Here is a 23,661-nt window from a genome sequence, read left to right as displayed (position 1 = left end):
GTCGTTTTGTGCCGGGAAACCTCTTTTTTTGGCGACGAAACTCGTTCTCGTCGTCTTTTTGAGCCGCAAAACCGCATTTTTTGGCGACGAGACCACTTCTCGTCGTCGTTTTGAGCCACGAAACCTCACTTTTTGGCGACGAGACCACTTCTCGTCGTCGTTTTGTGCCGGGAAACCTCTTTTTTTGGCGACGAAACTCGTTCTCGTCGTCGTTTTGAGCCGCAAAACCGCATTTTTTGGCGGCGAGACCACTTCTCGTCGTCGTTTTGTGCCGGGAAACCTCACTTTTTGGCGACGAAACTCGTTCTCATCGTCTTTTTGAGGCGTGAAATCGTATTTTTTAGCGACGACACCTGTTCTCGTCGTCTTTTTGAGGCCGGAAACTCATTTTTTTGGCGACGAAACTCTTTCTCTCCATTAACTTTTGGCAAGACGCTACCGATTCTGTAATTGAAAACCCCTTTTTAAACCCACTGTTTACAACCAAGATTTATGGGGGTATGATAGTATAGTACTCTCGTATCGATGAAAAAAGGAGTTGAATTTTTATGAGTAGTCAAATAAGCGACGACCCCAGACCCGGACAGATTAACGGGAAAGTCATGAATTGCCCGGTCCAACCATGGTTGAATACTGATAAAAATTCAACTATACTTGGGGGCATTTTTGACTTTCTCGAAAATGAGGAGGTAAGAAAATGTTAAAAATTTATTTATCCGATGAACTTGGCGTTCTGGAGGAAAAAAAGGAAATTACCCGAGGATGTTGGGTCAATTTAATTTCACCTACAGAAGATGAAATTATTAAACTATCAAACGAGTTAGATTTACCAATTGAATTTTTAAAGGATCCATTGGATGAAGAGGAACGTTCCCGGATTGAAAAGGATGAAGGAAACATCCTAATTATTGTCAATATTCCACTCGCTTCCATGGATGAGCATAATAATATGATTTACGACACCATTCCATTGGGCATTATTTTTACAAAAGGTTGCTTCATCACTGTTTGTTTAAAAGACAATCCAATTTTACAAAGTTTCACAAAAAATAAACTTAAAAACTTCTTTACTTACAAAAAAACAAGATTTTCCTTACAAATCTTGTATTTCATGGCAACCTCCTACCTGAAGTATTTAAAACAAATCAGCAAACTATCAGACACAATTGAAAAACAACTTCATGAATCGATGAAAAATAAAGAACTCTTTTCGTTATTAAACTTAGAAAAAAGCTTAGTGTATTTTACAACTTCCTTGAAATCAAACAATTATGTATTGCAAAAAATTCTTAGAGGTAATTATTTAAAAATGTACGAAGATGATCAAGAACTGTTGGAGGATGTCATTATTGAACATCAACAGGCGATTGAAATGGCCGATACGTATACGAATATTCTAAGCAGTATGATGGACGCATTTGCTTCTGTCATTTCAAATAATGTGAATAATGTCATGAAATTATTGACGTCCATAACGATTATCATGGCAATTCCGACAATGGTAGCAAGTTTTTATGGAATGAACGTTGCGATCCCATTCCAAAATTACCAACATTCATTCCTATTTGCGATCATCTTGTCTTTTGTTTTATCTTCAGTGACAGCAGTTATTTTTTGGAAAAAGAAGTTTTTTTGACAAAAGAAGAACCGGGCATTGTTCCCGGTTTTTTTCTGTTTGTGATTGATGCGTGTGGGATTAAGTTCAAAAAATCAATCCAAGTCCATTGCTGTTTCCTCTTTAAATTTGGAATTATATCTTGAAATTCAATCTTCACCCCTTTGAGTATGGAATTATGTGCAAAACTAATTTCAAGAGCCTTTCTCCCTGAAATCAATCTCGTCCGGTTCGTGCAGATATTTTTTCATTAAAATCCGTCCATTCCCATCAAACTCGACCCCTTCCTTCTCCAACAAAGCAACTTGAACAAATCTTGATTCGTCATCTTTAATTGCAATTTCACCTTTTGCATTGACTACACGATGCCATGGGAGATGATGGATATGACTCATTGCGTGTAAAATACGGACAACTTGCCTAGCTGCCCGCGGATTTCCGGCAAGTCTGGCAATTTGACCATATGTCATTATTTTGCCTGCAGGTATTGAGAGAATAATCTTAATTGTTCTTTCGGTAAACTTGTTCATTTTCATACCACCTATAAAATCATCGGCTTCGTACGTTTTTCCCTAGTAAAAATAATTTTGTTGGAATAAGTCGTTACCCGGTTAGGCACAGCGAAGGAAAACAACGACCCCATCACAAGGTATTGCCAAACCCAGTTATTGCTTTAACCACGAAACCGAGGAAAGTTGATAACAAAAGATACAAACCTATCCAATCATTATGTATTAGAAAATCAAGTTTATTATACAAGAAAAGGCTGCTAACGAATATGGCGTTATGTTATTTTTATTCTTAGTGTCTATAAAATTTTACTTTTCTTATTTGAAACCTAAGGAGCCGACTCCTATTTCGAAAGTCGGCTACTCACAAAGCTTATGTTATTTGCACTAAGTTAACTTATATTAATTTTCATCATCCGTTTTATCAATTTGTTCTTTTACATTCCGTTTATTTCCCTTGCTATTATCTCCACTAACCGGCGTTTGTCCATGTAATTCTGGTGAATTTTGATTGTTACTTCCTTTATTGTATTTCTTTGTCATGAAACTTCCTCCTTTCATACTCAAAGAAAAGTTTTCCCTATTTTTGAACACTTCATGTGTATAAGTAGAGAAAACTGTGAAATTGCCTGTTTATCTTCAATATTACAGGACATATCCTGGCCGGAGATTTCCTGACCGGAAGCGCAAAATCAAACCAATACTTATCGCACAGATGTTGAAAAATGCTCTGCAAATAATGTTAGCGCTTTTTCTATATTTACAGGATGACCTAAGTCAATCAAGGTTTCTCCAATTAACTTGATTGCTTCTTCCAACATATCTTTCGTAGTATTACCCATATGGCCAATACGGAATGCTTTTCCGGAAAGATGAGCCAGTGCGCCTGCTACAACAACCCCTTTACTGGCAAGTTTGGAACGGAACTCACTATCTTTTATTCCATCCGGATAAAGGATGCAGCTTAATGTTGCGGCAGCCGCTTTTTCCTCGGCTAATGGCTTCATCCCGTATGCTGTTAAAGCTGCTCGGACTGCTTTTCCATATGCTTTATGACGGGCGTACCGCTTTTCCATACCTTCTTCCAAAACAAGTCGGATTCCCTCGGCATAACCATAAATCATATTCACTGGTGGTGTGGCAAAATACTTTGTCGGATCCGCCATAATTGGCAGCCAATTATAGATGTCACAATAATAAGCAGGAACCTTCGCCAGTTTTTCACGTGCGGCTAATGCGCTTTGATTAAAGGCAACAATGGCAAGTCCCGGTGGCACACCAATTGCTTTTTGCGAACCGGTCAGAACAACATCAATTTTGTTATCAGGACTACCGTAGGATTTGCTCATATCCTCCTCCATTGCACCGGTTGCACAAACACCGTCCAATATGACAAGTGCTCCATGCTTTTTGATAATCGGCAGCAGTGTATCCAGATCCGCAGCTACTCCTGTTGAAGTGTCAGCATGGGTAATGGTTACCGCTTTATAATTTGCCCCGGCTAACTTTTTTTCAACAGCTTCCGGGGACACCTGCTTCCCCCATTCACTTTGTAACACATCGATATCAATCCCATACGCTTGCCCTAGTTTGATAAACCGGTCGCCAAAATATCCGTGACTAATGACTAATAATTTTTCCCCGGCCGCCACTGTGTTTACGAGTGCCATTTCCATTGCGAGGGTTCCGGACCCGGCAACAATAAAAACTTCCCCATCTGTTTTTAGCATTTCTTTTGTCGATTCAATGGCCCGCTTAAAAATATGTGCAAACCTCGGATCTGTATGTCCCCATGTTTCTTTCGCCATCGCTTCATAGATTGAATCCACCACCGGAGTCGGCCCCGGTACTAATAACATCTCTTTGTTCGGCATCGTTACTTCCCCCATTCCATTTTCTCGCTGATTTCAGTTTAATTCAAAGTCCCAGTTACTAAATATATTCCATATGTACGGCTGAAAACCCTTTTAAATCTGGTATTTTTATAGCTGGTTTTTTCAAAAAATTGTGCGTCATGTTTCTGGTTACCAACAAAAAAATAATCGAAAAGCATTAGAATTTTACCAATTGATAAATTGCTAATTACCCCTTACAGTAAATTTTTTCAAAAAGAAACCCGGCTGAAAAATAGAACCGGGTCAGGTTATTTTTATCAAATGTTATTTAGCACAATTACGATTAACTTTGGTCAGCTACTTGTTGCCGCTCCTTGAATACGGTTCAATGGCCGATGGAATATTACTTTACATGATTAATTTAGTTCAGCTACTATCGCCCTGCCAGCCGTTCGTCCCGTGAAAAGGCAGCCGCCAAGAAAGGTCCCCTCAAGAGCACGATAACCATGGACACCACCGCCGCCAAATCCAGAAACCTCCCCTGCTGCATACAAACCGGGGATGGCTTGACCCGTGGAATCTAAAACCCTTCCAGATAAATCAGTTTGCAGGCCGCCCAATGTTTTTCTGCTTAAAATATGAAGCCGTACAGCAATGAGCGGGCCATTTTTCGGGTCAAGAATTTTGTGTGGTGGAGCTACTCGAATCAATTTGTCGCCAAGATAATTCCGATGTCCCCGGATGGCCGTTATCTGTAAATCTTTTGTAAATTTATTATCCATTTCCCGATCCCTTGCCTTCATTTGATATTCAATTTCCTTGTAGTTTAATAGATTTTCACCACTCAAACGGTTCATCCCGGCTACAAGGTCTTGCAAATTATTGGCAATAATAAAATCTTCTCCTTTATCCATGAAAGCTTGGACGGGTTCGGGGGCACCCGGTAAAGCCCTGCCGAGTACTTTCCGGATACTTTTGCCTGTAAGATCCGGATTTTGCTCCGAGCCTGACAGTGCGAACTCTTTTTCTATGATTTTTTCCGTCAAAATAAACCACGAATAATCATAGCCGGTTTTTTGAATGGCTTCCAGTGTGCTGAGCGTGTCAAATCCCGGTAAATTAGGGACAGGAAAACGCTTACCTTTTGCGTCAAGCCAAATGGAGGAAGGTCCGGGTAAAATTCGAATTCCGTGGTTGGACCAAATTGGGTTCCAGTTTTTTATTCCCTCCGTGTAATGCCACATCCGATCCCGGTTCACAATCCGTCCACCCGCTTCTTCCGTAATGGCAAGCATTCTTCCGTCCACATGAGCAGGAACGCCGGATAACATACGTTTAGGCGGAGATCCCAGTCGCTCAGGCCAATTTTTACGAACTAAATCATGGTTCCCGCCAATTCCTCCACTGGCTACTAATACAACTTGGGCGCGATATTCAAAATAGTCAATAATTTCTCTTTCAGTATCCTCTCCCCGCTCTGTTGTGCTGGGAATCAAAACAGAACCGGCTACACCTACTACAGCGCCGTTTTCTTTTAAAAGATGATCGACCCGATGACGGGGAAAATATTGAACCAAACCGGATTTCATATATTCCCGAACTTTTCTCTCAAAAGGGGCAACCAACGCCGGTCCGGTTCCCCATACAATATGAAAGCGAGGGACGGAATTGCCGTGACCGGTAGCTAAATGTCCACCACGTTCAGCCCACCCGACGACCGGGAAAAAACGCACGCCCATTTTGTGCAGCCAAGACCTTTTTTCTCCGGCGGCAAAATCAACGTAAGCCTCAGCCCATTTTTTCCCCCAATAATCTTGATCATCTTCCCGATCAAATCCGGCAGTACCAAGCCAGTCTTGCCAAGCCAGTTCTCTGGAATCTTTTATCCCCAGCCGCCTTTGCTCCGGAGAATCTACTAAGAATAATCCGCCAAACGACCACCAAGCTTGACCACCTAAAGAATTTTCCGGCTCCTGGTCCAGTAGTAAAACTTTTTTTCCGGCATCTGCCATTTCTACCGTTGCAACCAAACCGGCCAACCCTGCCCCGACGACAATGACATCATATTTCATCAAATCCCCCCTATTTTCTGCAATTTATTTCCCAAATTTCAGACAATTAGACCGATTGACCTTATTATATAAATTTACGATACTATCAGTCAAGTTCATATGAAATCTTGCAGCCAGGAGGTGGAAATTTGCCAAATTCCGGTAGTATTGTGGAAATACCACTTTCTCTCACCTCAAATTGGTGATGACGTCGGGGTTCGTAGTCAAAAAAAGGTTACTCTTCTCTAAATGATTCTCGTCGTTAAAATAGAGCATTTCTTGCGTCAAAATGGTAACGAGATTGAAGCTGGGGCTTGTCATCAAAAATTAGTATATCTCTTCAAAAAACGGTGACGAGATTGGGGCTCGTCGCCCAAAAATTTGCATTTCCCACCTTAAATTAGTGACAAAACGAATTTCGCCTTCAAAAAAAGGTCTCCCTCGCCCAAAATTAGCGACGAGAGAAGGTTCATTTTTTTCCTTTCACTCGCATTTTCGCCATCCCTTCTATATACAATAGTATACATATGTTGTGCCAAATAACTAGTTCATAGACATAATTTAGCCTGAAACGGGCATCCTATCTAAAAACCCATTCTACTGATGCTAATTAAAAATTAATAAAATTTTTTTCATAAAAGTAATTGATTTGTGAAATATTTTTTCGTATACTTAGGATGTACTGAAAATGCTTTCACATTTTTCAACAAGAAAGGCGGCTTATTCATGGATGCATATATATTAATCATTACGCTTTTATCGATTGTTATCGTTATTTTAGGGGTTTCATGGTTTAAATGGCATGCATTTATCAGTTTGACTATTGCCAGTTTGTTTTTAGCCATTTTTACCGGAATGTCTTGGGATAAAATTGTTAAAGCATACGAAACCGGGGTTGGTGGCGTTTTAGGCCATTTAGTCGGGATTTTGGCACTTGGAACCATTCTGGGAAAAATGTTGTCGGAATCAGGAGCCGGATTGCAAATCGCCAATTATTTTGTGAAAATCTTTGGGGAAAAGAAATTGCCATGGGCGATGTTCGCTTCAGGATTTATTATTGGGATACCGGTATTTTTTGAAGTCGGCATTTTAATTTTGCTCCCTTTAGTGATCTCGATTCAACAAGCAACAAAGAAAAATCTATTATTAATCAGTTTGCCGGCCATTGCGGGATTATCCATCGTTCATGGGCTTGTCCCGCCACATCCGGGTGCAGTGGCAGCTATCGGCATTTATGATGCCAATCTTGGAAGAGTTCTGTTATATTCCCTATTCATCGCTATTCCGGCAGGTATCATCGGTGGACCTTTATATGCAAAATTTATTAGTACACGGGTGACCCCATCCGGTGAATCCGGCTTAATTCAAGTGGATGAATCACAATCAAAAAAATTACCAGGTGTCGGTATTTCTTTCCTATCCATTTTAATGCCGGTCATTTTAATGGTATTAGGAACATTTGCACCGTTCATAGAGTTGCCTGAAAACGGTGTGAAATTTCTTGAGTTCATTGGAAGTCCATTAATCGCCTTGTTAATTTCATGCTTTGCCGCTTTCTATTTCCTCGGTTTTCGTCAAGGAATAGGACGTAATCAAATTAAGAAGTTTGTCGATGAATGTATTTTGCCGGTCGGTTCGATTATATTAATTATTGGTGCCGGCGGTGGATTTAAACAAGTTTTGATTGATAGCGGTGTAGGTGAGACTATCGGAAAGATGGCAGAAAATCTGTCTTTATCACCGCTTGTGTTAGCTTTCCTTATTGCCGGGTTAATCCGGATTGCAACCGGTTCAGCTACCGTGGCATTGACCACCGCAGCCGGAATTGTTTCCCCGATCATCGCTAATATGACAGGTGTTAATTTAGAATTACTTGTTATTGTTACCGGTGCCGGATCGCTCATGTTCTCTCATGTCAATGATGCCGGTTTCTGGATGGTAAAGGAATATTTAGGCTTATCGATTAAAGAAACGTTTAAAACATGGACGGTCCTGGAAACAATTCTCTCATTTGTCGCTTTTATCGGTGCTTTGGTTTTAGACATATTTATTTAAGTCCATATGCAGCCGCTTGAAAATGATAGAATCCCTTGTTAACGAAGGGATTCTGTCCATTGCTATTGCGCTTTCTTTCTGGTAAAAGAAAAACGGAATTAACTTCTATCCATTATAATTTTGTTACAGCGTATATAAGGCGAGGTTAGGAACTTTGGTATTAACAATACTTGATTCTATCCGTTATAATCTTGTAACGACGATCGCTTCCCTTATTTTGTCTAAAGATTTTTTCGCTTTTTCTTTATTTAATTTCATAACATTGACGTAGAGGGCATCAATTAGACTCAATTGGGCAATCCGTGAAGACAAGGCTTCTGACCGGTATTCCGTTTCTTCAGCGCTCGTATATAGAACGACATCAGAATTTTGCGCAAGCGGCGATTTCGGGTAACCGGTTATCCCAATGATTTTCGCTCCATTTCTCTTTGCTGTTTTTAAAATATTGATCGTATCTTTATTTGTACCGGAATGTGAAATAACAACGGCCACATCATGTTTTGTCAGTTGAGAGGCTGACATAATTTGAAAATGGGAATCCATAAAGGTAAATACCTTGATACCGGTACGAATAAACTTATGGTAAGCATCCATGGCAATGACGGCTGACCCGCCTGTACCATAAAAGTCAACCCGACCGGCTTTTAGTAGTAAATCTACAGCCTGCTCAATAGCGGTTTCATCAATTAAGTTTAACGTACTTTTTAATGTATGAATATTTGATTGAAAAACTTTTTCCATGACTGTTCTTTCATCATCTGATTCACTAATTTCTTCATGGATTTGTTGAATTGGTTCAATAATTTCAGCAGCAAGTGTGATTTTCATTGCTTGAAAGCCTTTAAATCCGATTCGTTTACAAAAGCGAAAGACTGTAGCATCGGCAACATTTAAGTCTTCGGCAACATCATTGATTGTACTATGAATAATGTTTTCAGGGTTATTTAAAATATAATCCGCAATCTTTTTCTCTTTTTCACTTAAGCGTGCATAATGGGAGCGGATTTGTCCTAAACAATTTTTTGACATGGATAATCCCTCGCAATAAGATATTTTGCCTATAGTATAACACATTTTGTTAATGAAAAAATATTTCTTATAGTGATTATATTTTACAAAAATTTTTACTCACAAACATTGAAAGGAGCAATAAAAAATGCAAATTGGTTTAGTTGGTTTAGGAAAAATGGGTTATAATTTAGCATTAAATTTAAGAGATCATCATCATGATGTGATTGCTTATGATATTCATTCAGAAGCAGTTGAAAATTTTAAAAAGGATGGTGGAACGGGGGCAAACTCGATCTCTGAACTAGTTTCCCTGCTGTCCAGCCCAAAAGTCGTTTGGGTAATGGTTCCGGCTGGTGAAATAACGTCCAATGTTATCAATGAATTAAAAGGATTATTGAAGGAGAATGATATCATTATTGATGGTGGAAATTCCAAATACAAAGATTCCATTGCCCGGGCTGAAGAATTAAAAAAGCTTGGCATTCATTTTCTTGATGTCGGGACAAGCGGCGGGATTTCCGGTGCAAGACATGGTGCATGTATGATGATTGGCGGTGAGGAATCAGTTTTCCAATCGGTTGAAACAATTTTTAAAGATGCTTGTGTAAAAGATGGCTACTTATATTGTGGCAAACACGGTAGCGGGCATTTCTTAAAAATGGTTCATAACGGTGTGGAGTACGGTATGATGCAAGCTATTGCAGAAGGGTTTGAAGTTTTGCATAAAAGTGAATTTGATTATGATTATGAAAAGGTGGCAAAAAACTGGAATAATGGATCGGTTGTTCGTTCCTGGTTAATGGAACTTATAGAAGATGCTTTTTCAAAAGATGCGAAATTAGACGAAATAAAAGGAATCGTGCATTCATCCGGGGAAGGAAAATGGACGGTGGAAACAGCCCTTGATCTTCAAGTCCCGACTCCGGTTATCACCCTAGCATTAATGATGCGCTATCGTTCGTTGGAAGAAGATACGTTCGCAGGTAAAGTTGTCGCCGCATTACGAAATGAATTCGGCGGCCATGAAGTTGAAAAATAAAATATTGGTAGTAAACTATGATAATCATTCTTTTTTGAGCAATAGTAATTTGACTATTGCTCTTTTTTGTGTAATAGTGAACATGCTCTTTTTAAAGGAAAGAAATGGAGTGGGCTTAACCAGGATAGCATCTTCCGAAAAGTGAAAAACTAGCTCAAACAAAAAGTCCTTCACCAAATCTTTAAGTATAGATGAAGGATAAGTATTGAGGAACACAGCACATATCGTATTAATTTCTACACCCATTTTTGCTGGAATTTGGTTATTTCGTCGTATTCACTTTCCAACAAACGGGATACTCGGATAAAAATCGGGATAAGATCCTCATAGATTTCAACATTCTCTTCCTTTGGTTGATGGGCATGGGTAGTTCCGATCCATTCCGAAATAATCGTGAAGTCGTCGATTTTACCTAACGCATACATACCGAGAACAATGGCCCCTAAGCAAGAACTTTCAAAGCTTTCCGGAATAATTACTTCATGGTTAAAAATATCAGCCAACATTTGCCGCCATAAATCCGATCTGGCAAAACCACCGGTCGCATGAATTTTATTGGGTACCCCAATTAATTCTTGCAGTGCCAGCATCACTGTGTAAAGATTAAAAATAACCCCTTCCAAGACAGCTCTTATCATATGCTCTTTTTTATGATGAAGTCCGAGGCCAAAAAATGATCCTCTGGCATTGGCGTTCCACAGTGGTGCCCGTTCGCCGGCCAAATATGGATGAAAGAGAAGTCCGTCCGCACCCGGTCTGACCCGTGATGCGATTTTCGTCAGGACATCATACGGATCGATGCCCAGTCGTTTCGCAGTTTCCACTTCACTGGAGGCAAGTTCATCACGAACCCATCGAAAAGTCATCCCACCGTTATTGACCGGTCCACCAACGACCCAGTGGTTTTCCGTCAGTGCATAACAGAAAATCCGGCCTTTAGGATCTGTCACCGGCCTATTCGTAACTGTCCGAATGGCACCGCTCGTCCCGATTGTAACAGCAACAACACCTCGATCAATCGCACCAACACCGAGATTGGATAGAACACCATCACTTGCTCCAATGATAAATGGCGTGTCAGAAGATAAGCCCAGTTCAGCTGCCAGTTCTTGTTTAAGTCCCCGTTTCACAAAAGTGGTAGGTACCGGTTTGGATAATTGTGCTTCTGAAATGCCGGCGACCTGTAACGCCTCTTTATCCCAAGCCAGTTGTTCCAAGTTAAAAAGACCGGTCGCAGAAGCAATTGAGTAATCAATGATATATTCATGAAAAAGTTTATAAAAAACGTATTCCTTGATTCCGATAAATTTACTTGCCTTTGCAAAAAGTTTATGATGGTCAGATTTGAGCCAGGTAATTTTTGCGAGCGGAGACATCGGATGGATTGGCGTACCTGTCCTTTTATAGATTTCAAGCCCGTTCAGCTCTTTTTTGATTTTATCAGCCCATTTGGTTGCCCGGCTATCTGCCCAGGTAATGCAACGGGTTAATGGTTTTCCTTTGTCATCAACTAAAATTAAACTGTGCATGGCGGAACTAAAGGATACCAGTTGAATTTTTGCAGAATCGATTGCAGCTTGACGAATGACTTCTCTAATCGAATGGAGAACCGCTTGAAAAATCTCATCCGGATCTTGTTCGGCAATCGACGGGGCCGGACTATAGAGCGGATATTCTACATGTTGCATTTGGATTACCTTGCCATGCTCACCGAATAATACCGCTTTTGTACTTGTTGTACCAATATCGACACCTATATAATAATTTGTGTCTGTCATGTGTTTTCGATCTCCTTTACGAACATATATAATAAGTAGTTTATCCAAAATCTTGTGAAAAAAAATTACTTTTTATAATAAAATTACTGAAAAAATATTTCCTATAATGTTATTTTACCAATGAAGGAGAAATATTGAAAGTGGTTTCTACCATTTTTCGATATTATATTGTCTAGAATTGGTTGCATTTATTTTTCTTACATAAGTTATGTTTTTTGACATTTTAGGATAAACTTAAATATAATTATTTCGATATAGAAATAAAAGGAGGAACACAAAATGGTAAAAATAGGGATTTTAATTGGATCTTTACGGAAGGAATCTTTCTCCAGGAAATTAGCTGAAAATGTGTCCGCTCTATTTCCTGAAGGTTATGAAGCGGAAATTGTTGAAATTGGAAATCTGCCGTTGTACAATCAAGATTTTGACGATTATAACAATGTGCCGGCTGAATATACGACATTCCGAAATAAAATAAAAGAGATTAATGCAGTTTTATTTATAACTCCTGAATACAACCGCTCTGTACCGGCTGTATTGAAAAACGCATTAGACGTTGGTTCCCGTCCTTATGGCAAAAGTGTATGGGACGGAAAACCGGCTGCTGTTATTAGTCAATCTCCGGGTAACTTAAGTGCATTTGGTGCCAACCATCATTTACGCCAATCACTCGTTGTCTTAAATATGCCGACTGTTCAACAACCGGAAGCCTATATCGCTAATGTAGCCACTCTATTTGATGAAAATGGCAAAATTAACAAGCAAGATACGATTCAATTTCTTCAATCATTTGTCGATGCTTTTGTTGATTTAATTAAAAAATATCAGAGCTAAGTTTTAACCGCTGGACATTTTTTGTCTCAGCGGTTTATTTTACTATATGGTGGGGAAAAGCGGAATAGCAACCAACTTTTGGATGGTGTAGAATATAACTATACAAATTAACTTTTTAGGAAGTGGAAAAACATGTTAGGACTAATTTTATGTATCCTTATCCTTCCAATCGGGATGATATCCGGCATGATTCTATTCCAAAAAAACACCATTCCCTACAGTGAGAATAGCAATGCAAAACATGGGAAAATTTCCGTTATTATTCCTGCGAGAAATGAGGAAAAGAATTTACCCCATTTACTAGATTCCCTATTTAACCAATCTGTTCAACCGGATGAAATTATCGTTATTGATGATCATTCACAAGATCAGACCAAACATATCGCTGAAGAATATGGTGTCACTACCTTTACAGCACCTCCTCTGCCGGCGGGTTGGACAGGAAAAAATTGGGCCGTTTGGAATGGTTATTTACAATCAAACGGAGATATTTTACTTTTTCTTGATGCCGATATTCAACTTGCTGAAAACGCCATACAATCTCTTATATCAGCACAAAAGAGACAGAGTGGTGTTTTATCTGTTGTCCCTTATCACAGGGCAGAAAAATTTTATGAAAAATTTGCAATGGTGCTAAATATATTAGGGGTATTTTCTTTCACTTCCCCCTTTGAAAAAAACAATCATCAAAAAGGACTCTATGGCGCTTGTATTGTAACGACTCGAGATGATTATGAGAAAGCGGGCGGTCACCAAATGATTAGGAATGAAATGCTGGACGATTTGAATTTGGGCGCCTTGTTTCAAAATGCCGGAATAAAAGTTTCTAACTATATTGGGACTGATCTTGTTTCCTTTCGTATGTACCCAAACGGGATAAAAAGCGAACTGGAGGGGTTTGCCAAGGGGGCTATCTTAAGTACATCTTCTCTTCATCCATTGACACTCTCCTCTATTATTCTATGGATTATTGGGCTGGTATCATCACAATTTTGTTTCCTTTTTTTCGGATCCAAGTATTTCATTCCGTTACTGATCGGTTATATTTGTTTTGCCATTCAAATATTCTATATCAACCATTATATTGGAAGCTTTGGCATCGTCCATCCATGCTTTCATTTTCTATCGATGCTCTTTTTCCTTGCAGTCATTGTCTACTCTCTGTACCAATCTGTATTTCGTAAAAAAGTGATCTGGAAGGGCAGGTACATTCAGGTTGGAAGGGGTGATCAATCTTGACAGTTGTTTGGACACTCATCGGATTTTTTAGTGGCTCACTCATGTTTTCTTACTGGATTGGCTGTTTATTGAAAATGAATATACGAAAAACAGAAGATGGTAATCCCGGGGCGGCAAATTTGTGGAAAGAGGCCGGTTTTCAATTTGGTTTGTTAGGAATTGCTCTTGATTTTCTCAAGGGTTATGTACCGATCTATTTTATTTTACAAACGGGCAACGAGACAGGGTTTAAGCTGATTCCGATTGCATTGGCACCAATCCTAGGGCATGCATTTTCCCCGTTTTTAAAATTTAGCGGCGGGAAAAGTTTAGCCGTTACCTTTGGCGTATGGAGCGCCTTAACTCAATTTCGTGCCTCCTTCATTTATGCACTTATCTTAGCCTTCTTTTTTATCCTAACAAAAATAATAAAAAAAGGCGGGAAAACATCAAGTAATGAGGACGGGATTCAGACAACCGTTGGATTCTTTATTCTGTTATTCTATTTATTTTATAAACATTATCCGAAATTTATGCTTTGGGCTTGGTTGGGCAACTTCTCTATTCTTTTATGGAAAAACCGAAATGCTTTTATACAACCGATTAAAAATCGCAGAGCAAAATCACTTATTTGAATAAAGTTATCTTGCACGTGCTTCCGTATAACAGGAAATCAACCTCAGATAGCTAAGTCGTTGACGTGAAATTTGTGCTAAAGCGGATCATCGGAATTTCATTTCTAATTTCAAGGACTTATAAGTAGATAGGAGAGAATTATTGGACGTAACCGTAAGACTTCATTGAAACATCATGGTCCTACGGTTATTTGTTATGCGTAACCGATTGAAGTGCGTTTATTTTAATGGGAATACCTCAAATAAGTTGTTTGGAAAATTCCAAAAAAACGTGACCTGATGATATGGTATCCTATATTTGAGTCTAAACTAACTTTCACCGAGAGCAATAATTTCCCTATTATTTAAATGTCAGGTTGTATTAAAAGTTCAGATACATCAATAATCAAAAGGAGAAAAAGAGTGAAAAAGAAATTAAGACGTTCTTCAACCTTAATTTCTGATTGTGTTTTCATTATCATTCCGGTATCCAATATCAAGTACGGCTTGACAACGGGGTGAAGAAAAAATAGCCTTGGTTGGTTGAAGCCAGCCCATGAATCTGCTGGCTTCTTGGTTTAGGAATCTGCCCACGGAAGGCCGATGTCAAGCAATTCATTATACTTCCGGACTTCATTCAGCTATCCAATTCACCTCATTGGGATTACCTGTTTAGCTCATTTTTCAATTCCGGGGCTGTGCTTTATAATTTTCACACCGCCTTTGCTTCCGTACTTAGTGAGTATTTATCTCAACCATTAGTTTTTCTATTTCCGTTTCTGTTAACTCGGTCATTTCTATGATGTCGGATACTTCAAATCCCTTTCTTAACATTTTTTTTGCCAGTTCCCGATTTGCTTCTCTTTTTCCTTCTTTTCGCCCCTTCTTTAGTCCTTCCTTTATCCCCTTCTTTAGTCCTTCCTTTATCCCTTCCTCTATCCCTTCCTGCCTCGCTTCTCCGCGAATGGAGTTAAGATCCATCAATGCCTTTGCACGGGCTTCATACAATTCCCTTGCTTCCGGATCTAGGCTTGCTACTCTTAATGATTCAACCATCTGTTCCATTACCGGGTCTTGTTTTGCCATCTCAAACCACCTCGTATCGTCTTCATTTGTAAAAAAGCGTAACCATTTTGCCTTTCGATCATTCATTGGGATTTTCCCCGCTTGATCTTGTCGAACAAATTTCGGCATTTCCGTAAAATGTAACTGCAAAAGATCAGGGAACGGCTCATGCAGTCTTTCTTCCACTAATCGAAAACAACTATGATAAGGAGTAGAAGGAAAAAATGAAAAGTCCAATAAATTAATCGCCACAACCCGTTCTAACTTAGAATACCCATCACTTGCAAATAATTGATTTCCAATTAATTTGGACGCATAATACAGAGAGCGTTTATGCATATTTTTTTGGTTCGTTAATTGCATTTCAATATTAACATATCCATAACCTGGGACTTTCGCCTTAATATCCAAAATAGAGCCTTTATCATAGATACTTTGTTTATTGATGATTGGGTTTACTATTTCCACAGAAGTAAAACTTTGCAACGCAGGCGCATACAAAAAATCATTTAAAAACGCTAATAACAGTTCTTTTGATTGATCATTATCACTGCCAAGTATCCATTTTAAGACAAAATCATTTTTTGGCTTTAACCAATTAAATGGTCCTTGTCGTAGCATATTTTAACGCAACCATTCCTTTCACTAATATAATTATACATGAATTTTAAAATCTATTAAAGTTATTAACTGAATTTTTAAAACTTAAGTAAGGAAGAAAACTCTTTTTGTTGAATTTGGAACAAAATGGGATGAAAGAAAAACAACTACAGGAGGAAAGAGCAAGGAAATCCGCATGGAGAAGGAATTTAATTATTTATTCGACCAATTCCGTCAAAATTCCTTCTACTTTTAAAAAATTTTTCCATAAAAATAGCAGTTAACTTAATATATAAAACGAGTTCGCCAATAGGAATACTTTTTCCTAAGCACATTGATTTTGATATAGCCTCCATATTGATTTCTTAACGTAAAAAATCCCAAGAATGGCTCTACTTCATCCTTGGGTTTACAGATTTTATTTTGAAACTTCCACCAGAAGCTTATCCGTTTATATTATACTGTTTTAAAATCTGCTCCAATTTCATCGCTTTGGCTAATTCGCCTTTGATTTTTAATTTACCTGTCATGAAGGCGACTGTTCCGCTTAACTTCCCGGTTAAAAATTTCCGAAAACTGTCCGCTGACATAACTAATGTACAATCCGCTGTCGTTTCACTTGTCGGAACAACTATGGCCTGTCCTCCGTTTAGCTTAAGTTGGAAGGAATCCTCTTCATCTCCGGTAAGGTCAAACTGATAAACGACATTTACATCAGCAATCGGCGCCGGATTTTCATTTAATTCTTTTTCAATATACTGTTTAATTTCTGCCAGTGAAGCGTTTGTCACCTGTTCACTCATTATTAAACATCCCCTTATGAAATATATTTTTCAGCCTCGATATATCGGGCTGCAATTTCCCGCTTCTTTTCAAAAGTTAATTGCATTGGATATTGAGCGAGTTCTTTTTTTATTAATTCAGCTGTTTTTTCGGCATCAATTCCGATTCCACCCATGAGTTGCCGTGCCAATGATTCTACATTCAAAAGCACTTCATCGACAAAACAAACAGCGAGACTTTCTTTTAGTTGTTCTTTTGGCAAACCATTTTTCTTTATCGCTTTCAAAGTCCTGAGTACCGCTGATTCGGCTGCATACAAATAGATGGCAATATCGGCCAATTTCATAATCGACTCCTGTTCGCGCTCCAACTCCAGCCCATATTTCAAATAAACGCCCCCGGCCAGTAGCAAAAACACCCGCCGAATCGATTGAATCATTTCTCTTTCACGGGCAAGAGGTCCGTCGAGCTTTTTCTTCGTTCCTGTTGCTTCTTTAATCACCCGGTTAATCAGTGCTTCAAGGTTGAACTGGCCTTGAGCTGCTCTTTTAAATAAAAATCCCGGAATTAACAATCGGTTGATTTCATTGGTTCCTTCAAAAATCCGGTTTATTCTGGAGTCACGGTACACTTGTTCAATGTGGTAGTCTTTTATAAAACCATAACCGCCATGTAATTGGAGTGCTTCATCCGCCACTTGATCCAATGTTTCCGAGCCGAATACCTTGCAAACGGCACACTCGACGGCATATTCTGACAACCGCTTCTCAATCACTTTATGGTCTGTTTCATCATAAAGGTCACCTAATGCATCTTCTAACAAACCCGCTGTCCGATATTGTACGGATTCCGCTGCATAAATACGGGCTGCCATCGTAGCCAATTTTTCCTGTGTGGCCGGAAATGAAGAAAGCGTCCGACCAAACTGAATTCGTTCATTTGTATATTTAAGAGCCAGCTCCAATGTCGATTTGGCGCCACCCATACATGCCGCTCCAAGATTGAAACGGCCAAGATTCAACACATTTAAAGCGATTACATGACCACGCCCAATTTCACCAAGTACATTTTCAACCGGGACAAGACAATTGTCGAATATTACCGAGCAAGTTGAGGAGCCTTTTATCCCCATTTTGTTTTCCTCAGGACCAATGATTAAACCGGGAAAATCCTTTTCAACAATAAATGCTGTAAATTTTTCATCATTCACCTTTGCGTAGACAATAAACGTATCGGAAAAAGCAGCGTTCGTAATAAATTGCTTACTGCCGTTTAAAATATAATGCGTCCCTGCCTCATTTCGTACGGCTGTTGTTTTTGCACTTAAAGCGTCGGACCCGGCGGAAGGTTCCGTTAAACAATACGCACCAATATATTCACCGGACGCCAACTTTGGTAAATATTTTGCCTTTTGTTCTTCCGTACCAAAATAGGTAATCGGTAAAGTCGCGATGCACGTATGGTTGGAATGTGCTACCCCATAAGCACCGGTCCGTCCGACATATTCTCCGACAATTCCTTTTGATATTTTATCAAGACCAAGTCCGCCATATTTTTCCGGTACACTGTGAGCCAGCAACCCCAATTCCCCGGCTTGGCGCATTAACTTTACGACACAATCAAAATCTTGACTCTCAATATCTGCATTTTTGGGAATCACTTGTTCTTCAACAAACTGTTTTGCCGTGGCTGCAATCATCTTCTGTTCGTCTGTTAAGTCTTCTGGTGTAAAGATAGATTCGCCCTCTATTTGTTCCACTAAAAATTCCGCACCTTTTATAGATAACCCCTTTTGAACCAACCTAATCAGCCCCTAAATCGCGTTTTCATCCATTTGGTATGAGTGAACATTCACTCATTACGGCATTAAAAACCCACCGCTGACACTAATACATTCTCCGTTAACAAAACTGGAATCATCCGATGCTAAAAACGAAACGACCGATGCCACTTCAGACGGATTTCCCATTCTTCCGGCAGGCGTCAACATAATACCCATCATCTTAATATTTTCCGGAATATTTCTTGTCATATCGGTATCAATTTGACCCGGCGCAATTGCATTTACTGTAATATTTTTTGCCCCATTTTCTTTCGCTAGCGTTCTTGTCAAACCGATGACACCGGCTTTTGCTGCACTGTAATTTGCCTGTCCCATATTCCCCCAGCTTGAGGTTGATGAAATATTTACGATCTTTCCATATTCTTGTTTCCTCATTTTTGGAATGACGGCTTGGCATGTATAGAACATACTATTTAAGTTGACATTGATGACCGCATGCCATTGCTCCGGTGTCATTTTATGAAAAAACGCATCCCTGACAATGCCGGCATTATTTACTAGAATATCAACTTTGCCGAGTTTTTCATAAATTTGATCAAAAACTTGATTAACTTCTTCCTGATTGGACACATCGCATTTTAGCGATATGGCACGTTCACCCGTTTTATCTATTTTTAAAATAGATTCTTTCAACTTATCCAAGTTTACATCAAGACACACGACAGTAGCACCATCTGCAAAAAGCCGCTCAACAATGCTTGCGCCAATTCCTTGTGCTGCTCCTGTAACAACAGCTACTTTATTTATTAATTTTTCCAAGAACAAGTACCCCCTTATCCCCTTCGTTGTAAATTTAAAAATATTTCAAACCAATCATATCATATTATCCTAGTTTTCGAAATTAATAAATATTAACCTTAGCTTAAATTTAAGATGACAACATTAAATTATGCAATTTGTGTTGGAGATATGATTATTAAGGTTTATTCTGTCTTCGAGAGAGAAATTCCGGGGGCTGTTCGTACCCTTTTTCAGATGGTTTTGCCCATGAGAACAGTTCTCGGAAACAGATTGTACCAAATTAGCTACGATTATAAAAATAACGAAAATCATTTATCCTTGGAAGATTGATTAGGAATATTTGCCGGGTTCGAATCAATGTCAGAGTCGTCAATTGTTTTGAGACGTTTCAACCATTTTAATATAATACCTTCTTTAAAAAAATTAAGTAGTAATCCATCACCAAATCGCTCAAACCGAATGATACACATAATCATTGCTAAGATACATTGCGCATCTAGTAATTCTACCTTCGCATCTCGCAAACCTCCTGTATTCGGTTGAATCCCGTAATCTTCTAAAATTGAATGATATTTCATCAGCTTATATTCCGGATGACTTTGTGAAAATTGATAGAATTCCTCAACAAACATATTTACCAGCTCATCATATTTTACAAACGGCATTTGTTTGGGGTGTTCAGGGCTCCCATCATTTTCATCATCAAAAACCCAATCACCAAAATACGCACGATCAGATAGTTTCCCGATATATTTCGTGAGCATTTTAAACTTGCTATGTGGGTGCCCAGCTTCGGTAAATTCACACCATTCATCATAAATCGCACGCAATTCATCATCTAAATAAGTTAACGCTTTCTTTCTAAGAATTTCCGGGACTCCGTAATAGGCTTCTGCTATAGCACCGGTAATAGCCGCCAGCGTGTCACTATCACCGCCGACTGAAATCGCAGTACGAATGGCATCTTCAAAGGAACCGGATTCTAAAAAAGCTGCGATAGCTTGAGGGACTGTTTCTTGGCATGTCTCATTAAACTGGTAGCTGACCCTGATTCCATCAATAGTAAAATTTAAAGGATAATAGGAACTGTTAATTTTATTTCGTATTTCACTTTTAGTACATCCATTCCATGCCATAAAGATTGCCACTGCTGTAGCCTCAGCACCTTTCAGTCCTTCCTCATGGTTATGAGTTACACCTGTGACAATTTCAGATAACTTGCACGCTTCACTTTCTGTCCTTGCAATGAATCCCACCGGACTTATCCGCATGGCAGCCCCATTTCCAAAACTGTTATAAGGTTCAGGATTCGCACAAAAAACCCATTGATTAAATCTATATCCATAACCACAATCAGGATACTTCCGTCCGATTTCCTGCATATACCGTACCGACATTTCCTCAAGGAGAGAGTAGTAGCCATTTTTTTCATTATCTTTATTAATGGCCCTCTCTGTCTCCATAATCGCCTTAGCAATAGCAAGCGTCATAATACTATCATCGGTTACATGGCAATCTTCTGCAAAAAGTTTGAAATTCTTGTTTCGATGATTATTGAACTCAAAACGAGATCCAACAATATCGCCAATAATCGCACCAATCAAAACAATTCCTCCCTCAAACATTTCATATTAATCTTTATGCAAAAAATATCTCTCTACTTTCATTCATTAATTGTAACCCATCTTGAAACGTTTGTTTATTATTATTCATGATAAAGAATGATTTTTCTAAATCATTTCCAACCTGATAGAACAATAGCCTGAAACGCTAATATGTGAAACGTTCATGTAATTTTATCCATAAGCCTCTAACCACCGATAACCATTTCGCAACATTTTGTGTCAAGCTGTCATTTTTATTGACAATTATTATAATGCTAGTAAAATTTTAAATTATATTAAGATATTTTTAGGTGCAGAGGTAAATAATTACTCTGTGTATATTTGAAGTTGGTGCATTTTAGTGAAAAGCTAACGTCAAATCAAATTTATACAAATGAATAGTAAGCTAGCGATGAATGCTTTGGGTCACACTAAAGCAGGAGCAGCTTCTGGAGAGATCGCTAATTCAGCGACGCCGAAGGGTTCACAATCTCAGGCAAAAGGACAGAAGGGTAACGAGTTATAACTATTTGTTATTCTTTTCTATTTGCCAAGAGGTTGGAGAAATCCAATCTCTTTTTGTTTTTGTAGCAACCCCTTCATTGTATTTTTTTAACAGATTTTGGTGTGAGTTATTTCACAAAAGTAATTTTCAGGAGGTATGAAATGTGGCAGAGCAAAAACAAGAATTAAAGAGAGATTTGAAAAACAGACATGTCCAACTTATTGCAATTGGCGGGACGATTGGCACAGGGTTATTTTTAGGATCTGGGAAAGCAATTCAATTGGCGGGACCGTCTATCATTTTTGCTTATTTAATTGTTGGAATTGCGATATTCTTTGTTATGAGAGCTTTGGGTGAACTTCTATTATCAAATGCCGGATATCAATCGTTTACGGATTTCGCCAATGATTATATTGGACCATGGGCAGGTTATGTCACCGGTTGGACCTATTGGTTTTGTTGGATTATGACAGCGATGGCGGATATTATTGCGGTTGGTGTCTACATCCGGTATTGGTTTGATATTCCCCAATGGGTTCCTGCACTAATTTGTTTAATTATTTTACTAGGATTAAATTTATTGACGGTCAAGCTTTTTGGAGAGTTGGAGTTTTGGTTCGCATTAATTAAAGTCATTACAATTTTAGCATTAATTATTATTGGTTTTGTTATGCTCGTCATTGGTTTTGAATCAGATAGCGGTGCTGTTACCGTGAATAATCTTTGGAAACATGGCGGCCTTTTTCCTAATGGAATCAGCGGATTTCTATTTTCCTTCCAAATGGTTGTATTCGCTTTTGTTGGAGTAGAATTGGTCGGAGTTTCAGCAGCGGAAACAAGCAATCCGAAGAAAAATATTCCGTCGGCTATTAATAAGATCCCGTTACGCATTTTATTCTTCTATGTCGGTGCCCTTTTTATCATCTTGACTATTAACCCTTGGGAACAGTTAAATGCATCGAACAGCCCTTTTGTACAAGTATTCAGTTTGGTAGGAATTCCGGTTGCAGCAGGCATTATTAATTTTGTTGTATTAACATCAGCAGCTTCTGCATGTAATAGTGGGTTGTTTTCTACCAGCAGGATTTTGTACAACTTAAGTAGACATGAACAAGGACCGGCTACGTTTGCAAAATTAAGTAAAAATCATGTGCCTAGTAATGCTTTATGGATCTCTGCAGTCGTTCTTTCCGTCGGTGCACTTCTGAGTAAGCTCATCCCGCAACAAGCATTTAGCATTGTAACAACGATTAGCGCCATTTGTTTTATTTGGGTTTGGAGCATCATTTTAATTTCACATATTCGCTATATGAAATCACGGCCGGATTTGCACAATAAGTCTATCTTTAAAGCGCCATTAACACCATTCATAAATTACGTTGTCTTAGCTTTTTTTGCTATCATCTTAGTTATCATGTATTTTTCCGAAGTAACTCGAATGGCTTTACTACTGACCCCGGTCTGGTTCATTCTTTTATTCATTTTATATGGAGTTCATCGAAAAAATAATGTACATGCGCTTAATTATGAGCAAAGAGCCAAATAACTTATTTATTCAAGGAAAAAAATCCATCCTTTTGCAAGAATGGTGTGGACTAAATGTACGTCCTGAATCCTTATCGACTAACATTCTTTCTTATCACTAATTTTGGGCAAGAAATTCTCTTTTTATCTCGTCGTCTTTTTGAGCCGGGAAATTCATTTTTTTGGCGACGAAACCCGTTCTCGTCGTCTTTTTTTGGCTGGAAACTCACTTTTTTGGCGACGAGACCCTCTCTCGTCGTCTTTTTTTGGCTGGAAACTCACTTTTTTGGCGACGAAACCCGCTCTCGTCGTCTTTTTTTGGCTGGAAACTCACTTTTTTGGCGACGAGATCCTCTCTCGTCGTCTTTTTTTGGCTGGAAACTCATTTTTTTGGCGACGAAACCCGTTCTCGTCGTCTTTTTTTGGCTGGAAACTCA

At 38.9% G+C, this 23,661-nt stretch carries 21 protein-coding genes and 1 riboswitch; of the genes, 8 read left to right on the top strand and 13 right to left on the bottom strand.

What is annotated here, in order from left to right; all coding sequences use genetic code 11:
• Together LIZ98_RS11445 and LIZ98_RS11440 are read right to left on the bottom strand one after the other, a co-directional pair.
• On the bottom strand, positions 1–285 hold a 285-nt coding region (locus tag LIZ98_RS11445; RefSeq protein ID WP_227203056.1), incomplete at its 3' end, for a hypothetical protein.
• Positions 282–431: a hypothetical protein gene (locus LIZ98_RS11440; RefSeq protein ID WP_227203054.1), complete on the bottom strand. Its 150-nt coding sequence runs from the start codon at positions 429–431 to the stop codon at positions 282–284. The genes LIZ98_RS11445 and LIZ98_RS11440, both read right to left, overlap by 4 nt.
• A 266-nt stretch (positions 432–697) precedes the next feature.
• Here LIZ98_RS11440 and LIZ98_RS11435 point away from each other — a divergent pair, with 266 nt between their 5' ends.
• Positions 698–1,636, top strand: coding sequence for a magnesium transporter CorA family protein (locus tag LIZ98_RS11435; RefSeq protein WP_227139682.1), 939 nt, complete (start codon positions 698–700; stop codon positions 1,634–1,636).
• 173 nt (positions 1,637–1,809) lie between these two features.
• On the opposite strand, the gene LIZ98_RS11430 is transcribed toward LIZ98_RS11435, so the two are convergent.
• From LIZ98_RS11430 to LIZ98_RS11415, 4 genes are all read right to left on the bottom strand, one after another.
• Positions 1,810–2,145 (bottom strand): MGMT family protein, encoded by a 336-nt coding sequence (locus LIZ98_RS11430; protein ID WP_227139683.1) that lies wholly within the window; start codon positions 2,143–2,145, stop codon positions 1,810–1,812.
• Between the two features lie 381 nt (positions 2,146–2,526).
• Positions 2,527–2,667 (bottom strand): hypothetical protein, encoded by a 141-nt coding sequence (locus LIZ98_RS11425; protein ID WP_227139684.1) that lies wholly within the window; start codon positions 2,665–2,667, stop codon positions 2,527–2,529.
• A 161-nt stretch (positions 2,668–2,828) separates the two neighbouring features.
• Entirely contained in the window at positions 2,829–3,998 is a 1,170-nt protein-coding gene (locus tag LIZ98_RS11420; protein WP_227139685.1) for a pyridoxal-phosphate-dependent aminotransferase family protein, read from the bottom strand.
• Positions 3,999–4,375: 377 nt separating this feature from the next.
• On the bottom strand, positions 4,376–6,031 hold the full coding sequence (locus tag LIZ98_RS11415) for an FAD-binding dehydrogenase (protein ID WP_227139686.1): 1,656 nt from the start codon (positions 6,029–6,031) through the stop codon (positions 4,376–4,378).
• 705 nt (positions 6,032–6,736) lie between these two features.
• On the opposite strand from LIZ98_RS11415, the gene LIZ98_RS11410 reads away from it, so the two are divergent.
• Positions 6,737–8,065: a GntP family permease gene (locus LIZ98_RS11410; protein ID WP_227139687.1), complete on the top strand. Its 1,329-nt coding sequence runs from the start codon at positions 6,737–6,739 to the stop codon at positions 8,063–8,065.
• A gap of 183 nt (positions 8,066–8,248) precedes the next feature.
• On the opposite strand, the gene LIZ98_RS11405 is transcribed toward LIZ98_RS11410, so the two are convergent.
• Positions 8,249–9,094, bottom strand: a complete 846-nt coding sequence (locus tag LIZ98_RS11405) for a MurR/RpiR family transcriptional regulator (protein WP_227139688.1) — start codon at positions 9,092–9,094, stop codon at positions 8,249–8,251.
• A 127-nt stretch (positions 9,095–9,221) separates the two neighbouring features.
• Here LIZ98_RS11405 and gnd point away from each other — a divergent pair, with 127 nt between their 5' ends.
• Positions 9,222–10,115 carry a phosphogluconate dehydrogenase (NAD(+)-dependent, decarboxylating) gene (gnd, locus tag LIZ98_RS11400; protein ID WP_041848775.1) on the top strand — a complete coding sequence of 298 codons (894 nt, stop codon included), beginning with the start codon at positions 9,222–9,224 and terminating at the stop codon, positions 10,113–10,115.
• Between the two features lie 236 nt (positions 10,116–10,351).
• Here the strand turns inward: gnd and gntK are convergent, their stop codons facing one another.
• Positions 10,352–11,893 carry a gluconokinase gene (gene gntK / locus LIZ98_RS11395; protein WP_227139689.1) on the bottom strand — a complete coding sequence of 514 codons (1,542 nt, stop codon included), beginning with the start codon at positions 11,891–11,893 and terminating at the stop codon, positions 10,352–10,354.
• A gap of 279 nt (positions 11,894–12,172) precedes the next feature.
• Here gntK and LIZ98_RS11390 point away from each other — a divergent pair, with 279 nt between their 5' ends.
• The 3 genes from LIZ98_RS11390 to LIZ98_RS11380 all read left to right on the top strand — a co-directional run bounded on the left by LIZ98_RS11390 (position 12,173) and on the right by LIZ98_RS11380 (position 14,580).
• Positions 12,173–12,727, top strand: coding sequence for an NADPH-dependent FMN reductase (locus tag LIZ98_RS11390; protein ID WP_227139690.1), 555 nt, complete (start codon positions 12,173–12,175; stop codon positions 12,725–12,727).
• Between the two features lie 132 nt (positions 12,728–12,859).
• On the top strand, positions 12,860–13,966 hold the full coding sequence (locus tag LIZ98_RS11385) for a glycosyltransferase family 2 protein (RefSeq protein WP_227139691.1): 1,107 nt from the start codon (positions 12,860–12,862) through the stop codon (positions 13,964–13,966).
• Positions 13,963–14,580: a glycerol-3-phosphate acyltransferase gene (locus LIZ98_RS11380; protein WP_227139692.1), complete on the top strand. Its 618-nt coding sequence runs from the start codon at positions 13,963–13,965 to the stop codon at positions 14,578–14,580. The genes LIZ98_RS11385 and LIZ98_RS11380 overlap by 4 nt, the downstream gene beginning before the upstream one ends.
• A 714-nt stretch (positions 14,581–15,294) precedes the next feature.
• Here the strand turns inward: LIZ98_RS11380 and LIZ98_RS11375 are convergent.
• The 5 genes from LIZ98_RS11375 to LIZ98_RS11355 form a co-directional block, all read right to left on the bottom strand.
• The gene (locus tag LIZ98_RS11375) at positions 15,295–16,245 is read right to left on the bottom strand and encodes an Rpn family recombination-promoting nuclease/putative transposase (protein WP_041847763.1); all 951 of its coding nucleotides are present in this window, start codon (positions 16,243–16,245) and stop codon (positions 15,295–15,297) included.
• 422 nt (positions 16,246–16,667) lie between these two features.
• Positions 16,668–17,027: an SCP2 sterol-binding domain-containing protein gene (locus tag LIZ98_RS11370; RefSeq protein WP_227092848.1), complete on the bottom strand. Its 360-nt coding sequence runs from the start codon at positions 17,025–17,027 to the stop codon at positions 16,668–16,670.
• A 14-nt stretch (positions 17,028–17,041) separates the two neighbouring features.
• The gene (locus LIZ98_RS11365) at positions 17,042–18,808 is read right to left on the bottom strand and encodes an acyl-CoA dehydrogenase family protein (RefSeq protein WP_227139693.1); all 1,767 of its coding nucleotides are present in this window, start codon (positions 18,806–18,808) and stop codon (positions 17,042–17,044) included.
• A 57-nt stretch (positions 18,809–18,865) separates the two neighbouring features.
• Positions 18,866–19,609, bottom strand: coding sequence for a 3-oxoacyl-ACP reductase FabG (gene fabG, locus LIZ98_RS11360; RefSeq protein WP_041845375.1), 744 nt, complete (start codon positions 19,607–19,609; stop codon positions 18,866–18,868).
• A gap of 290 nt (positions 19,610–19,899) precedes the next feature.
• Positions 19,900–21,195, bottom strand: a complete 1,296-nt coding sequence (locus LIZ98_RS11355) for an ADP-ribosylglycohydrolase family protein (protein WP_227139694.1) — start codon at positions 21,193–21,195, stop codon at positions 19,900–19,902.
• Positions 21,196–21,634: 439 nt separating this feature from the next.
• Positions 21,635–21,713: riboswitch (glycine riboswitch) on the top strand.
• A gap of 150 nt (positions 21,714–21,863) precedes the next feature.
• Between LIZ98_RS11355 and LIZ98_RS11350 the strand changes: the two genes are divergently transcribed.
• A complete protein-coding gene (locus LIZ98_RS11350) occupies positions 21,864–23,246 on the top strand; it encodes an amino acid permease (protein ID WP_041847767.1) in 1,383 nt (460 codons plus the stop codon).
• A gap of 53 nt (positions 23,247–23,299) precedes the next feature.
• Positions 23,300–23,661, top strand: a 362-nt coding sequence (locus LIZ98_RS11345) for a hypothetical protein (protein ID WP_227203052.1), incomplete at its 3' end; no start/stop codon positions are given.

Origin of the sequence: Caldibacillus sp. 210928-DFI.2.18, from assembly GCF_020554505.1 — a bacterium.
In the GTDB taxonomy this organism is placed as follows: domain Bacteria; phylum Bacillota; class Bacilli; order Bacillales; family Caldibacillaceae; genus Caldifermentibacillus; species Caldifermentibacillus hisashii.
Note: the sequence above shows the minus strand (reverse complement) of the source record. Positions and strands in the feature narration are given on the sequence as shown.